The organism is Acidobacteriota bacterium (assembly GCA_028874215.1).
Taxonomy (GTDB): Bacteria; Acidobacteriota; UBA6911; order RPQK01; family JAJDTT01; genus JAJDTT01.
In genome coordinates, this window is record JAPPLF010000061.1 from 195,510 (window position 1) to 209,243 (window position 13,734).

Genomic DNA, 13,734 nt, shown 5'->3' on the forward strand with positions numbered 1-13,734 from the left:
GCGAGGAGTCTTCATGGAGCTGATCATCGCTCCCATTCTTTTCATCGGAATGGTCCTTTACGTGGCCTATCCCCTGCTGTGGGGGGAGACCAAAACGGGACCTCCCCCGGAAGCGCCCCGGACCGACCGCCAGGCGGTCCTGCGGGAGAAGGAGGATGTCGTCTCCGACCTGAAGGACATCGAGATGGATTTCCGAATGGGCAAGCTTTCGTCCCGGGACTACGAGGAATTGAAGTCCGAATACGAGGAGAGAGCCGTGGAGGTCTTCGAGCAGGTCGAGGCGCTTGAGCGGAAGCGGAAAAAGACCCGGAAGACCAGGGCCTGATGGCGCTGCGCATCTCCAACCTCACCAAGCGGTTCGGAGCCTTTCGGGCCGTCTCGGACCTGACCCTCGAGATCGAAAAGGGCCAATTCGCCGCCCTGTTCGGGCCCAACGGCGCCGGGAAGACGACCCTGCTGAAACTCGTCGCCGGCCTGCTCAAGCCGACGAGCGGAACCATCTCCCTCCGATTCAACGGGTCCGGAGCGGGACGGCGCAATGTCGGCTACGTATCCCACCAAAGCCTGCTCTACCAGGAAATGTCCGGGATGGAAAATCTGTTGTTCTACTCGCGGCTCTACGGCGTCGCCCGGCCACGGGAACGGTCCCGCAGGGTGCTGGAGAGGATGGGACTCGCCGGAGCTGGAGAGCAATTGGTCCGGGAGTACTCCAGGGGCATGAAGCAGCGGCTGACATTGGGCCGTGCGCTCCTGCACGAGCCCACCCTGCTGCTGCTGGACGAGCCCTACGTGGGTCTGGACCAGCAGGGGAACCGGCTCCTGACGAGCATTCTCCGAAGTCTCAGGGATGGAACCCACACCGTACTTCTCGTGACTCATAATTTGGCGGAGGGCCTGGAGCTTTGCGACCGGGTCCTGATTCAACACCGGGGTTCCCTGGTGTACGACCGTTCCTCCGACGGTCTGGGACGGCGCGAGGTTGAGGCGGCGTACCTGGGAGCCGTGGAGGGGGAGGGAACGGCATCCCGTTCCGGGTCACGGGAGTGATGCCGGCGAAGCTGCCCATCTTGTGCCGGCGGGATCTTGAGTCATGAGTTGGTGGAACCTCTACTCGGCGCTTGGATGCTGCACGCTGGTCTTCCTGGCCTGGCTCAGTTCCACCAATCGGCGCGGCGTCTCGTGGAGAACGTCGGCGGCCGCCGCCGCCACCGTGGCGGTCATGGGAATCCTGGTCTTCTGGTGGCCCTTTTTCCGGGTCTGCCTGGTGGCCCTCAACGGCGCCGTGACCACTCTGCTCAACGCCTCCGGCGCCGGCGCACGATTCCTCTTCGGTCCTCTGGCGGCCGGTCCGGGACAGGAGGAATCCCTGGGCTTCATCCTGGCCTTCCAGGTCTTCCCGGCCGTGGTCTTCTTCTCGGTGATCGTCTCTCTGCTCTATCACTTCGGAGTCCTTCCCTTCGTGGTGAGAAACATCGCCCGATGGGTTCACCGGGGATTCGGCATCAGCGGGGCCGAAGCCCTGGCCACCAGCAGCAACCTGTTCGTCGGCGTCGAATCGACGCTGACGGTCCGGCCCTTTCTGGAGCGCATGACCCGATCCGAATTGACGATGGTCCTGGCGTCGGGCCTCTCCACCATCGCCAGCTCGGTTCTGGCCGTCTACGCCGGTCTCCTGGAGCCCGTCTTTCCCTATATCGCCGGGCATTTGATCTCCGCGTCGGTGCTCTCCATTCCCGCGGCCGTTCTGATGTCCAAGATCATCGTCCCGGAAGAAGAAGAGCCTCAGACCCGGCGCACCGTACCTCCCATGAAGGATTTCGCCGGGTCTCCAAACTGGATGGGAAGCCTCATCCAGGGCGCCAACGACGGCGTCCGCCTGTCGGTGGGAGTCGGCGCCCTCCTGATCGGAATGCTGGGATTGGTCGAGCTGCTGGACGTGATCTTGGGAACGACGGCGGGCTGGGTCTCGAACCTGACGCTCCAGAAGGAACTGGATCTCACGCTGCGGACACTCTTGAGCTGGGTCGCCTATCCCCTGGTTCTCTGTCTGGGGCTGACGCCGGACGAGTGGCCCGTCGCCGCCCGGCTCATCGGCGAACGCTGGATCCTGACCGAGGTGGTGGCCTACCAGGACCTGGCGAGTGTGGTCGCGGCGGGCGAGCTCTCGCCCCGAGGCCTCATGGTCCTGAGCTATGCCCTCTGCGGTTTCACTCACGTGCCTTCCGTGGCCATCTTCGCCGGGGGGCTGTCGGTGCTGGTCCCGGCTCGAAGAAACGACTTGGCCCGCCTCAGTTGGCCCGCCCTCTGGGCGGCCACACTTGCCACGCTCATGACCGGAGCGGCGGCGGGAGTCTTTTATCACGGTCAGGAAGGGTTGATGGGGCTTTGAGTCCCATTCGAAGCGTGCTGGACGGGCTGGGCCTGATCTGGACGCTGGCCGAGAAGGATCTTCGAATCGAATTCAGATCCCGCCAGGCCTTCTTCACCACCCTCTTCTTCTCTTTCCTGATCCTGATGGTGTTCAGCTTCGCGTTCGACCCGGCGAGCGAGGCCACGCGGAAGGCGGCTCCGGGCATTCTCTGGGTGGCCCTGATCTTTCCCGGCGTGATTCAGCTCAATCGCTCGTTCCAATCGGAAAGAGAGGACGGGACGCTGCTCGGGATTCTCGTTTCGCCCATGGACCGGGGACTCATCTTTTTCGGCAAGTTCCTGGCCAATTGGATCTTCCTGTTGGCCGTCGACCTGTTGACCCTGGCCATCTTCATGGTCATTTTCAAGTTTTCCCCGACCCCGGCCACGCTCTGGATGCTGCTTTTGATTCTCCTCTCCAGCCTGGGATTCTCTGCCGTGGGAACATTGTTCGGCGCCATGGTCTCCAGCATCCGGACCCGGGAGGTCCTGCTTCCCATACTGCTGTTTCCCATCGTCATTCCGGTGATCCTGGCGGCGGTGAACGGCAGCACGGAGGTTCTGCTGGGGGAAAAGTTCCGCTTATTCTTCCAATGGATTAAGATACTGGTCGCCTTTGACGTGATCTTCCTGGCGGCCTCTTATCTGGTGTTCGAGTATGTGGTCGAAGAATCTTGATGCGGACCGGCGGACGATTCGCCGTTACACGGCTTGGGCCGGACGGCTCATGGCGCCGGCCTACCTTCTGGGAGCGTTGGCCCTCTACGCCGCATTCCTGTACGCCCCCACGGAGCAGGTCATGGGGGACGTTCAGCGGATCTTCTACTTCCACGTGGGGTCCGCCTGGAACGCCTTTCTGGCCTTTCTGGTCGTCTTCCTGGCCAGTATCGCGTATCTCAAGACCCGGCGCGTCAAATGGGACCAGTTGGCCGTGGCGTCCACCGAGGTGGGCGTGGTGTTCACGACCATCACCTTGGTCACCGGGTCGATCTGGGCCAAGCCGATCTGGTACACCTGGTGGCCGGTGGGCGATCCGCGGGTCACGACCACGCTGGTGTTGTGGCTGATGTACGTCTCGTACCTCATCCTCCGGAGCAGCCTTCCCGAGGGGGATCAGAAATACAAATTCTGCGCCGTGCTGGGCATCGTCGGTTTCATCAACGTCCCCATCGTCTGGATGTCCATCCGCTGGTGGAGGACCCACCATCCCGTGGTCATCACTTCCAGCGGCACGAATCTGGAGTCGAGGATGGAGGACGCGCTGATGATCTCCGTATTCGCTTTCGCGGCCCTCTATTCGGTCCTTCTTTGCTTGAGAACATCCATGCGTCTCCAAGAGCGCGTGACTCGGGAAATGGAAGCGGAGGTTCTGGCCAAATGATGGAGAACGGATCATGATCGGCTATCTCTTCGCCGCCTACATGGTCATCTGGACCCTGCTGTTTGCCTACCTTCTCCATATCGCCCGGTCCCAGCGCCGGCTGGGGCGGCGGCTGGATGCGCTGTCCGCGGAGATCCAGGACCGCGGCGGCACTTCCGGCGGCTCCAAGTCCTGACTCAAGGGCGGGACATCCGCCCTTGACAGCCCCGATTTCGAATCTTACTAGTCATTAGCGAATAGACACGCAGGAGGAAGACCGAAATGTCGAGAATCATCGGTATCGATCTGGGAACCACGAACTCCGTGGTGGCGGTGATGGAAGGAAACAAGCCGACCGTCATCGCCAACCAGGAAGGCGGCCGCACGACTGCTTCAGTCGTCGCCATCACCAAGAGCGGCGAGCGCCTGGTGGGCCAGGTGGCCAAGCGTCAAGCCATCACCAATCCCGAGAACACCGCCTATTCCATCAAGCGTTTCATGGGGCGCAAGTACGGCGAAGTGAACGAAGAGATCGGAATGGTCCCCTACCAGGTCTACGCCGCTGGCAACGGTGACGCCCAGGTGGTCCTGGGAGGCAAGAATCTCTCCCCACCCGAAGTGTCGGCCATGATCCTGCAAAAGCTCCGGTCCGCCGCCGAGGAGTATCTGGGCGAGAGCGTCGCCCAGGCCGTCATCACCGTTCCGGCCTACTTCAACGACTCGCAGCGGCAGGCCACCAAGGACGCCGGAAAAATCGCCGGACTGGAGGTCCTGAGGCTCGTCAACGAGCCGACGGCCGCCGCTCTGGCTTATGGCCTGGACCAGAAGGAGGACCAGACCATCGCCGTTTTCGACTTCGGCGGCGGCACCTTCGACATCTCGATCCTGGAGGTCGGCGAGGGGATCGTCGAGGTCAAGGCCACCAACGGCGACACGCACCTGGGCGGCGACAACATCGATCAACGCCTCATCGACTGGGTGGTCGACGAATTCCAGAAAGATCAGGGAATCGACCTCTCCCGGGACAAGATGGCCCTGCAGCGATTGAAGGAGGCGGCGGAAAAGGCCAAGACCGAACTCTCCACGACCCAGGAGACCGATATCAACCTTCCGTTCATCACGGCCGACGCCAGCGGTCCCAAGCACCTGAACCTGAAGCTGACCCGGTCCCGCTTCGAGCGGTTGGTGGAAGATCTGCTGCAAAGGACGGTGAAACCTTGCCGCCAAGCTCTGGCGGATGCCTCCATGAATCCCCAGGAAGTGAACGAGGTGGTTCTGGTCGGCGGCTCCACGCGGATCCCGAGAGTGCACGAGATCGTCCGCGAGTTCTTCGGCAAAGAGCCTCACAAGGGTGTCAATCCGGACGAGGTGGTCGGCGTAGGCGCCGCCGTCCAAGCCGGCGTTTTGGGAGGAGAGGTCAAGGATGTCCTGCTCCTGGACGTCACGCCGCTTTCTCTCGGTATCGAGACTTTGGGCGGCGTCGCCACCGTGCTGATTCCCAGAAATACGACCATTCCCACGCGCAAGAGCGAAGTCTTCTCCACTGCCGCCGACAGCCAGACTTCGGTTGAGGTGCATGTACAGCAGGGAGAACGGCCCATGGCCCGAGACAACAAGTCTCTGGGACGGTTTCACCTGACGGGAATTCCACCCGCCCCCCGGGGCATCCCCCAGATCGAGGTGACCTTCGACATCGACGCCAACGGCATCCTCAACGTGAGCGCCAAAGATCTGGGGACCGGAACGGAGCAGAAAATCACCATCACCGGCTCCAGCGGACTCAGCGACGACGAGATCCGGAATATGGTGAGGGAGGCCGAGGACCACAGCGAGGAAGACCGGCGGAAGAAGGAGGAGATCGAGGTCCGGAACCAAGCCGACAACCTGGTTTATTCCACCGAGAAACTGGTCAAGGACAACCGGGACAAGATTCCGGAAGCGGACGCCAATGCCGTCGAGGCGGCCATCGCCGAGACCCGCAAAGCCATGGAGGGAGGCGACGTGGAGGCCATCAAGCAGAGCATGGAAACGCTGCAGCAGGCCTCGCACCAGGTGGCTCAGGCCATGTACCAACAGACTCAGCAGTCAGGACCTGCCGAGCCTCAGCCGTCCGGACCCGGCGGGCCGGAGAATCCTGCGGGTGGCGCTCAAGAGGATGATGGCCAGGTGATCGACGCCGAATACGTCGACGTGGACGACAAGAAGTAATCCGGTTTTTTCCAGCTGGGGCGGGAACGAAACAGATCCGCTTTCAAGTCAACAGGAATCGATCCCGGCCACACTCCGCTCCGCCTTCCGGAGACGGTCCCTGAGCTTGGCGAACGTCTGTTCCGTTCTCCGCTGCGCCGTCTGGGAACCGGAGCTTCCCGACAGCAGTTCCTTGACCCGGCGGAAGGAGTGCTCCAGGTCGGGAAGAATCCTGGCGGTCCGGGTGGGGTCGTAGGGGATGCAGACCCGGTCCAATCCCAACTCGGTGAAAATCACCAGGTAGCGAGCGCTGGTGATGTCGGGACAGACGACTTTTTTGGATCCGGCCCGGATCTCAAAACCTAGAAGCGTGTCCATGATCCGGGGGCTGCACTTTCTGCCCGGCAGGCTGACGAAGCGAACTCTTCCGTCCAGAACATGTTCTTTGTAAACGGCCTCGATGCAGCCCGTCTCATGTTCGATGCCTTCCGTATCCATGTCTTGCACCGGCCCGACCAAGGACGAAGTCCTCTATTGAATTCTAATAGATTCTATCGCTTCGGAGGTTCCGGCGAATGAGTGAGCCGAATCGGAACCCGAACAGGCTCATGGATCGGCTTTGGTAACATGTCTATCGAAATGGCGCTTTTCACAGTCTGCGGCTTGAGCTTCTGGCAGCAGATCCAGGAGACGCTCAACGGCCTCTACGAGACGATCGTGGAGTATGGAGGGCCAGCCCTGCTGTTGGTGGCGCTGGCCGATTCCTCCTTCCTTTCCATTCCCGAAGGAAACGACATTCTGATCATTGCCTTGTCCACCGGACAGTCCTGGGACCTCATGTCCTATTACGTGGCCATGACCATCACCGGGTCGGTGATGGGATGCACGCTCCTGTACAGCGTCGGACGCAGAGGGGGGAACTTCGTCAAGAGGAGGTTGTCCGAGGAGAGGCGAACCGAGATGCGGCGGCTGTACAACCGCTGGGGGATCTGGACTCTGTTGGTGCCGGCCATCCTCCCCCCACCCACTCCCTTCAAGATCTTCGTCCTTTCCGCCGGACTCTTCCGGATCCCTCTGGCCCGATTCATTGTCCTGATCTCTCTGGGCAGGAGCATCCGGTACTTCATGTGGGGAATTTTGGCAGTCCTCTACGGCGAGGCGGCCAAGCAGCTCGTCCAGGAGGAAATGAAGACCGTGGGAGTGGTCCTTTTCGTGTCCCTGGCCGCCGTCTTGACGGGGATCGTCCTGATCCGGAGAAGAAACCGAAAGAAGGCTTTCTCCGGGGAGGCTACGTGATCCCACCGGCCTCCGGTTCGGCAGGTCGCGCGCTCCTCGCGATCCTGATGCTGGCGCTGTTGCCGGCCGGCTGCAGAAAGGTCATCAAGACGAAGGTCCGGGTCGACAAGGCGCCGGTCCACCGACAGGTTCTGCACTCCACGCTCCCCGACCTGGTCCAACTGGTGAACTCATCCTACGCCGGTATGGAAAGCCTGGTCGCCAAGATGAGCCTGGAGTTGCAAGGGGAAACGCCGGACGAAAACTACTATGAGCGCTATCGGAAAACACCTGCCCAAATCATCGCCCAGAGCCCCGATTCCATCCGCATCAACGTGCAGAATCCGTTGACTCGAACCACCATCATCGCCATGGCCAGCAGCCAGGCCAAGTTCCAGATCTGGGCTCCTACGAAGAACAAGTTCGTCACCGGCAGCACCGATCTCGAGCGCAACGACGACAATCCCATCTACAACGTGCGACCGGAGCACGTCTTCCCGGCCATCCTGATTGAGCCGCTGCCGGTGGGGCCGTCGGCGGGGGTCTTCCTGATCGAGGAGACGGACGCAAGATCCAAGTACTACGTCATCCATGAACTGGAAAGCGGAAATCTACGTCTAAAGAGGAGACTCTGGATCGAGCGCAGCAGGCTGGAACTGGTGCGTCAGGATTACTACGACACCGACGGGGGGGTTGCCAGCTTGATTCGTTACACTGCGCCCGTCGCTGAGGGTCAGGCGGTCGTCAACACCAGGATCGTGCTGGAACGGCCCCGGGATCGATACACGCTCCGGCTCCGGTTGGACCCGAAGAGCCTGAAGACCGGGCGCCAATTGGAGGAACGGCATTTCGACCTGCCGATTCCGCCGGGAGCGGAATTGATCGAGCTGCGATAGGCCGGAACAGGACACCGATTCGCCGGGATTCTCCCGGTCGGCGGAGACCGCCGATCCCCTGGCTGCCGGCGTCCGAAGACGTTGAAGCCCGATTCCGAACCGGTATACAATGGCGATTGCGGTTACCCTGGATCGTCCAGTCAAGGCTCGTGGCCGAGAGGGCTCCCGTCATTTGATTTTCGCACCGGGACTCTCCTGAATGAGGCACACTCTGGAAATGGATCGAGTCAAGAATCTGGTGGTAGCCGAGGACCTCCAGATGGTCTTTCGCATCGGAAAGATGGAGGTCCCCGCTCTCCGCGGCATCAACCTGAAGGTCCGGACCGGCGAGTTCCTGGCCATCATGGGACCCAGCGGTTGCGGCAAATCCACACTGCTCCACCTCCTGGGCGGACTCCTGACCCCCTCTTCAGGCCGGATCTGGATCGACGGAGTGGAGATGAGCCTGGTCAGCGATGCGGAAAGGACCGAGATCCGCAAGATGAAGATCGGATTCGTCTTTCAGCGGTTCAATCTCCTGCCGACCCTGACGGCCCGGCACAACATCGAGCTGGCGTGCCGCATTCATGGCAACGGCCATCAGAATGAGGCCCGGACTCGAGAAATCTTTAAACTGTTGGGATTGGAGGGCAAGATGGATCACAAGCCCTCCGAGCTCTCAGGGGGCGAACAACAACGGATCTCCGTTGCCCGCGCCGTCATCAATCGACCCGCCTTGCTCCTGGCGGATGAACCCACGGGAAACCTGGATTCCCAGAACTCCGACAACGTGCTCTCCATCCTGAAAGAGCTGAATCAGCGTTATAACCAGACCATCCTGATGATCACCCACAATCCGGATGCCGCCGCGGCCGCCAGCCGCGTCATCCGGATGATGGACGGCCGGCTTGTGAGCTCGGATTCCGAGTAGACTCCGCCGCCGTCGGCTTACCCGGAAGCTCCCCCAAAGTAAAGGAGCGGCGATTTCCAATCGCCGAAACCCATTGTGACAAACCGGTCGACGAAGACTGGGCGATTCGAAATCGCCCCCCCTTTTTCTCAGAACTGAATGACGTTGACGTCGGAAGGCAGCTCCAGCTCGAACCTGGAAGCCGGCAGGTCCAGGTTCAAACGGACGTCTTCGAACCGGATCAGCAGGTAGTCGCGCGTGGGCTCCACCAGCTTCTGCTGAATGGGGACCCAGAGCCGGCCGTCGACCCAGAGCACGATACGGGAGAAAAAGGCGGAGACCTTGCCGGACCGGGGAGTCAGTTCGAGCGCGTAGGTCTCCCGGCCGCCGACCATCTCCGGACCCAGCCATCGTATGGAATAGGCATCGCGGAGAGCCTCCTTCTTGGAGGTGAAGCCCAGCAGCAGGAACTCCGCCCGATCCTTTCTCGCCCCCAGATCGTACCGGTTGGCCTGCTTGAGAAGCGGCTGATAGAAGATCCCTTTCCCGTCATTGATCAGGAGCGTGCTCACGCCCGGCTCCGTGATGTCTCTGCGCAGACGGATCGCCTCATTCTCCCTGAGGAAATGAAATTCGCCCCGCTCTTCCTCGTCGAACTCCTCCAGGATGTCGGTCCATTTCTTCTGGATGATCCTCGCGCTCATGGATTGGAGATTTCCGCCTCTCCGGTCCATCTTCTCCAGAACCGACTCCAGGCCGGGCGCTGCCGGAACCGTCTCCATGGCCCCCGACGGAAGGCCCGTGAAGAATCCCAGAAGCAGAAAGAGGAGGGAGATCCGCGCTGAATCCATTCGTTTCAAGGGGGTGAGATCTCCTGCCTGGAGGACGGCAGGACCCTTTGGTTGAAGGTCTGGACCTGAGATTTCTTCGGATCGGGTACGATCTCCTGCTGATTTTCAGGCTCCTGCCTCTTGGAAAAGAGGGAGCCGTCGAAGACCGAGCCCGGAGTGAGAAAAATAAAGCCCAGGATCATCACGCAGACCACGTCGTAGCGCCAGGTTCCCCGGACGTACCGCATCGAGCCCGCGGGCTGCCGGCCCGCGCGCCCCTGACCCGGCTTCGGCTCGGACGGCCTCATCTGGGAGCGGGTGTGGAGAATCCGGTGAATCACCGTCCAGTTTCCGATGACGGCGATGGCCCAGAGGACGGGTTCCATGAAGTAGAAGGAGCCGATGATGAGCAGAACCAGGCGTTCGGGCCGTTCCAGGAATCCGACCTTGCAACTGGGGATCAGGCATTCGGCCCGGGCCCTGGTGTAGCTGATCAGCACCGACCCCATCATGGCCACGCTCACCAGGACGACGTAGGTGAACCGGTCCTGTTGGCCGTAATAAATGATGAGGCCCAGGTAGATGATCAAATCCGAGTAGCGGTCCATCACCGAATCGAAGAAGGCCCCGAATGGAGTCGCGGTGTTGGCGGTCCGGGCCACCATCCCGTCCACCATGTCGAACAGGCCGGCGAGGATCAGCACCAGGCCGGCGGTAACGAAGTGGCCACTCGCAAAAACGAACGCCGCCCAGATGCTGGTGATGAACCCCAGAAAGGTGAGGTGATTGGGCTTGACGTGCAATGCCATCAAACACCGCACGATTCCCCTCAGGATGACCTGGGCTCCGTGGCCGATGGTTTGCGAAATCATGGATTCTCTCCCCGACTCAGAACAGCTTGAATCGGATGGTCAGGAACTTCTTGGGATCCTGCCGGAAGTCATGGATCAACTTCACCATTTCCGAAGTCAGATGATTCAGATTCTCGTAAAGCGCCTCGTCCTTCGCCAACCGTCCCAGGGTTCCCTCACCGTCCTGAACGGCCTCCAGGAACACCGCCATCTGGTCCATGGTTCGGCGCAGGTCCACATAGAGTTGATCATCCCTTGACAGTTTGCCCAGAGTGCCCTCTCCCGCTTCCATGCGCTGGGTAATGGATTGGAGACTCGCCGTAGTCTGTTCGATGCTGTCGTAGAGCGAGGGGTCCTTCGAGAGCTTGCCCAGAGTGCCCTCCCCCTGCTCGACTCGCCTGACGATTTCATCCATCCGGGCGGAAATGCCCCGGACGCTCTGGTAGATGTCATCCTCACGAATAAGGCTGGGAACGGTTCCCGGCCCTTCGATGAGACGCTCAGTGAGTATGGCCACCCTTTCGCTGGTTTGCTGGAACAAGGCCATGATCTTGTTGATGTTGTTGAAGAATTCGGGATTGGTCAGAAACTGGCCGACGGTACCCTCTCCTCTTCCCAATCCCCCCATGATTTCTTCCAACCGTCCTGACAGGGCCTCCACGTTGACCAGCACGTCGTTGGCTCCGATGATCAGTTCCCTGAAACCGGGCTCGGTGGAACCGGTGATCACCACGACCTCGTCGGTCTCCACGCCGAACCAGGTCTCGAATTCCTCTTCGACCACCAGCGCGGGCTCATCGGACCGCCCCAACGACACCTCCACGTACTTGTCGCCAAGCAGCCCGATGGACCCCAGCGAGATGTTGCTGTCGCGCTGGACCCAGACCCGGTATTCCTGCTTGATGTCCAGGTAGACCTCCACGTTCTGGAGCCGCCACCGGACTCTGTCGATCCCGGACTGGAGCTGCTTGAGACGCTCATCGTCGGGAGGCTGCTTGCGCCGCTCTTCCTCCGCCAGTCTTTCCAGTTCGCCGATCTCCGCCAAGGTGATCCGGTTCGTCTCGGTCGGGGGCATCTCGCCCGGCTTGGAGATCTTGATCCGCGAGACGTTGCCCGCTTCGACGCCGCCGATGAGGATGATGTCCGACGGTTTCAGCCCCGCAGTGTCGTTGAGGTAGGTCTTGGCTCGAAACGTCTCCTCCAAGAGGCCGACCCGGGTGCCGATGTTGAAGACGGCCAGACCCAGAATCGCCATGGTGACGACGGCGAAAAGCCCGACTTTGAGTTCCGCGAGACGGGTCGGTCTGCCTCTGTCTCTACCTCTACGCATGCTAATCACCACGGCTCCTCAAACCCCAACACACCTGGACTTCACGGTGGAAGTCCAGGGGAGCATCAGGCCAGGAACTCACGGACGTACTCGTCGCCCCCCTCCCGGGAGGGGTCTCCTCCCTCATAGTGGATTCGTCCATCCTTGATCATGACGAATCGAGTGTTCCGCAATGTCGTCTCCGGGTCCACCGGCTTGAAGTCGACGGTGCCATCCGGCGCCTTCGTGGACACTTCCCCCGAAAGGGCGCGAACCGCCTGCAGGTCGTTGGTGACCAAAATCCCGGTTACGCCCTCCAGGTCCCGCAATCTCATGATGAGTTCGCAGGTGATTCTGCTGGTGATGGGATCGAGCCCTGCCGTCGGCTCATCGTAGAGCATGATCCTCGGGCTGCCCATCAATGCCCGGGCGATGGCCACGCGCCTCTTCATTCCCCCCGACAGCTCGGTGGGCATCTTGTCGATGGCGTTCTGCAATCCCACGAATCCCAGGAGCCGGTACACCCAGTCGTCGATCTGATCCATGGTATACCCGTCGGACTCAATGACCCGATAGGCCACATTCTCCCAGACCGTCAGGGAGTCGAAGAGAGCTCCCTCCTGGAATACGATGCCGATTTTCCGGCGAATCGGCATCAAGTCATCCTCGCGAAGCCGAGTGATCTCCTCGCCGTCCACGAACACGGACCCGGAATCGGGGCTGACCAGGCCCACCACCATTTTGAGGATGGTCGATTTCCCCGACCCCGATCCTCCCAGCAGGACCATGGTTTCGCCCCGGCGCACCTCCATGTCGAAATCTTCGAGCACCGTATGGTCCTCGTATTTCTTGGTGACGTTCTCGAAGCGGATCACACTCAATGCCACAACTCCAGAATGAGCTTGCCCAGGAAAAAATCGGCCACGATGACCAGGATGGAGGCCGTCACGACGGCCTGCGTCGTATTGCGTCCGACGCCCCTGGTTCCACCCCGGGTTCCCAAGCCATAGTAGCAACCCACGGAGCCGACGATGAAGCCGAATACGACCGGTTTCATCAGACCCTCCAGCACAACATTGTAGTCGATGGCTCTAAAGGCCTCATTCCAATAGAGGGCCGTATTCAAGCGGAGATTGTAGAACGACACGATCCACCCGCCGACCAACCCGAATACGTCCGCGATCACGGTCAAGAGGGGCACCATGGTGGTGCAGGCGATGACACGTGGAGTCACCAGCTTTTTCACAGGATCCGTTCCGAGGGCCCGCATGGCGCTGATCTGCTCCGTCACCACCATGGATCCCAATTCCGATGCGATGCCTGAACCGGCCCGGCCGGCCAACATCAATGCCGTCAACACGGGACCCATTTCCCGGATCAACGACAGGGAGATCAGTTGCCCCATGAGATTCACGGCGCCGAACGCCTTCAGAGATTTCGAAGTCTGCAAGGCCAGGACGCCGCCGGTGAAAAAGCCGACCAGGACCACGATCAGGACCGACCGGACCCCAATCGTCTCCATCTGCTGGAACGTATCCTGGATGTAGCGTGGACGGCGGAAGATGTTGGTGACGCTTCGGATCGTAAGGGTGACGTACTCCTCAACCTCGTACAGGATCTTGTAGAGGAAATCCATGGTCATCCTCGGCCCCGGCCGCTCCCGCCGGCGGTTTGCGGATAAATGTTAGACTATGAGGCCTCCGCAGTGCGGAAACCGCTGCCATCAGG

16 protein-coding genes are annotated in these 13,734 nt (G+C 60.8%); 10 read left to right on the plus strand and 6 right to left on the minus strand.

Annotated elements, in window-relative coordinates:
- Nucleotides 1-13 precede the first annotated feature (13 nt).
- The 7 genes from OXT71_11700 to dnaK all read left to right on the plus strand — a co-directional run bounded on the left by OXT71_11700 (nucleotide 14) and on the right by dnaK (nucleotide 5,977).
- A complete protein-coding gene (locus tag OXT71_11700) occupies nucleotides 14-325 on the plus strand; it encodes a hypothetical protein (protein MDE2927052.1) in 312 nt (103 codons plus the stop codon).
- Entirely contained in the window at nucleotides 325-1,047 is a 723-nt protein-coding gene (locus OXT71_11705) for an ABC transporter ATP-binding protein (protein MDE2927053.1), read from the plus strand. The genes OXT71_11700 and OXT71_11705 overlap by 1 nt, the downstream gene beginning before the upstream one ends.
- Before the next feature lie 43 nt (nucleotides 1,048-1,090).
- Entirely contained in the window at nucleotides 1,091-2,389 is a 1,299-nt protein-coding gene (locus OXT71_11710; GenBank protein MDE2927054.1) for a hypothetical protein, read from the plus strand.
- Complete coding sequence (locus OXT71_11715; protein ID MDE2927055.1) at nucleotides 2,386-3,087, plus strand: heme exporter protein CcmB; 702 nt, start codon at nucleotides 2,386-2,388, stop codon at nucleotides 3,085-3,087. Before OXT71_11710 ends, OXT71_11715 begins: the two co-directional genes overlap by 4 nt.
- Nucleotides 3,068-3,790 (plus strand): cytochrome c biogenesis protein CcsA, encoded by a 723-nt coding sequence (gene ccsA / locus OXT71_11720; GenBank protein ID MDE2927056.1) that lies wholly within the window; start codon nucleotides 3,068-3,070, stop codon nucleotides 3,788-3,790. Before OXT71_11715 ends, ccsA begins: the two co-directional genes overlap by 20 nt.
- 13 nt (nucleotides 3,791-3,803) lie before the next feature.
- Nucleotides 3,804-3,965, plus strand: a complete 162-nt coding sequence (locus tag OXT71_11725; GenBank protein MDE2927057.1) for a CcmD family protein — start codon at nucleotides 3,804-3,806, stop codon at nucleotides 3,963-3,965.
- 86 nt (nucleotides 3,966-4,051) lie between these two features.
- Nucleotides 4,052-5,977 carry a molecular chaperone DnaK gene (gene dnaK / locus OXT71_11730; GenBank protein MDE2927058.1) on the plus strand — a complete coding sequence of 642 codons (1,926 nt, stop codon included), beginning with the start codon at nucleotides 4,052-4,054 and terminating at the stop codon, nucleotides 5,975-5,977.
- A 48-nt stretch (nucleotides 5,978-6,025) separates the two neighbouring features.
- Here dnaK and OXT71_11735 read toward each other — a convergent pair whose 3' ends face one another.
- Nucleotides 6,026-6,454: a hypothetical protein gene (locus OXT71_11735; GenBank protein MDE2927059.1), complete on the minus strand. Its 429-nt coding sequence runs from the start codon at nucleotides 6,452-6,454 to the stop codon at nucleotides 6,026-6,028.
- Between the two features lie 141 nt (nucleotides 6,455-6,595).
- Here OXT71_11735 and OXT71_11740 point away from each other — a divergent pair, with 141 nt between their 5' ends.
- From OXT71_11740 to OXT71_11750, 3 genes are all read left to right on the plus strand, one after another.
- The gene (locus tag OXT71_11740) at nucleotides 6,596-7,252 is read left to right on the plus strand and encodes a VTT domain-containing protein (protein MDE2927060.1); all 657 of its coding nucleotides are present in this window, start codon (nucleotides 6,596-6,598) and stop codon (nucleotides 7,250-7,252) included.
- Entirely contained in the window at nucleotides 7,249-8,127 is an 879-nt protein-coding gene (locus tag OXT71_11745) for a hypothetical protein (protein MDE2927061.1), read from the plus strand. Before OXT71_11740 ends, OXT71_11745 begins: the two co-directional genes overlap by 4 nt.
- 199 nt (nucleotides 8,128-8,326) lie before the next feature.
- Complete coding sequence (locus OXT71_11750; GenBank protein ID MDE2927062.1) at nucleotides 8,327-9,037, plus strand: ABC transporter ATP-binding protein; 711 nt, start codon at nucleotides 8,327-8,329, stop codon at nucleotides 9,035-9,037.
- 128 nt (nucleotides 9,038-9,165) lie between these two features.
- Here OXT71_11750 and OXT71_11755 read toward each other — a convergent pair whose 3' ends face one another.
- From OXT71_11755 to OXT71_11775, 5 genes are all read right to left on the minus strand, one after another.
- Nucleotides 9,166-9,867: an outer membrane lipoprotein carrier protein LolA gene (locus OXT71_11755; GenBank protein ID MDE2927063.1), complete on the minus strand. Its 702-nt coding sequence runs from the start codon at nucleotides 9,865-9,867 to the stop codon at nucleotides 9,166-9,168.
- Between the two features lie 5 nt (nucleotides 9,868-9,872).
- Entirely contained in the window at nucleotides 9,873-10,718 is an 846-nt protein-coding gene (locus OXT71_11760; GenBank protein MDE2927064.1) for a CDP-alcohol phosphatidyltransferase family protein, read from the minus strand.
- Nucleotides 10,719-10,734: 16 nt separating this feature from the next.
- Nucleotides 10,735-12,027 carry a hypothetical protein gene (locus OXT71_11765; protein MDE2927065.1) on the minus strand — a complete coding sequence of 431 codons (1,293 nt, stop codon included), beginning with the start codon at nucleotides 12,025-12,027 and terminating at the stop codon, nucleotides 10,735-10,737.
- Nucleotides 12,028-12,092: 65 nt separating this feature from the next.
- The gene (locus OXT71_11770; GenBank protein ID MDE2927066.1) at nucleotides 12,093-12,881 is read right to left on the minus strand and encodes an ATP-binding cassette domain-containing protein; all 789 of its coding nucleotides are present in this window, start codon (nucleotides 12,879-12,881) and stop codon (nucleotides 12,093-12,095) included.
- 2 nt (nucleotides 12,882-12,883) lie between these two features.
- Entirely contained in the window at nucleotides 12,884-13,648 is a 765-nt protein-coding gene (locus OXT71_11775; protein ID MDE2927067.1) for an ABC transporter permease, read from the minus strand.
- Nucleotides 13,649-13,734: the final 86 nt, after the last annotated feature.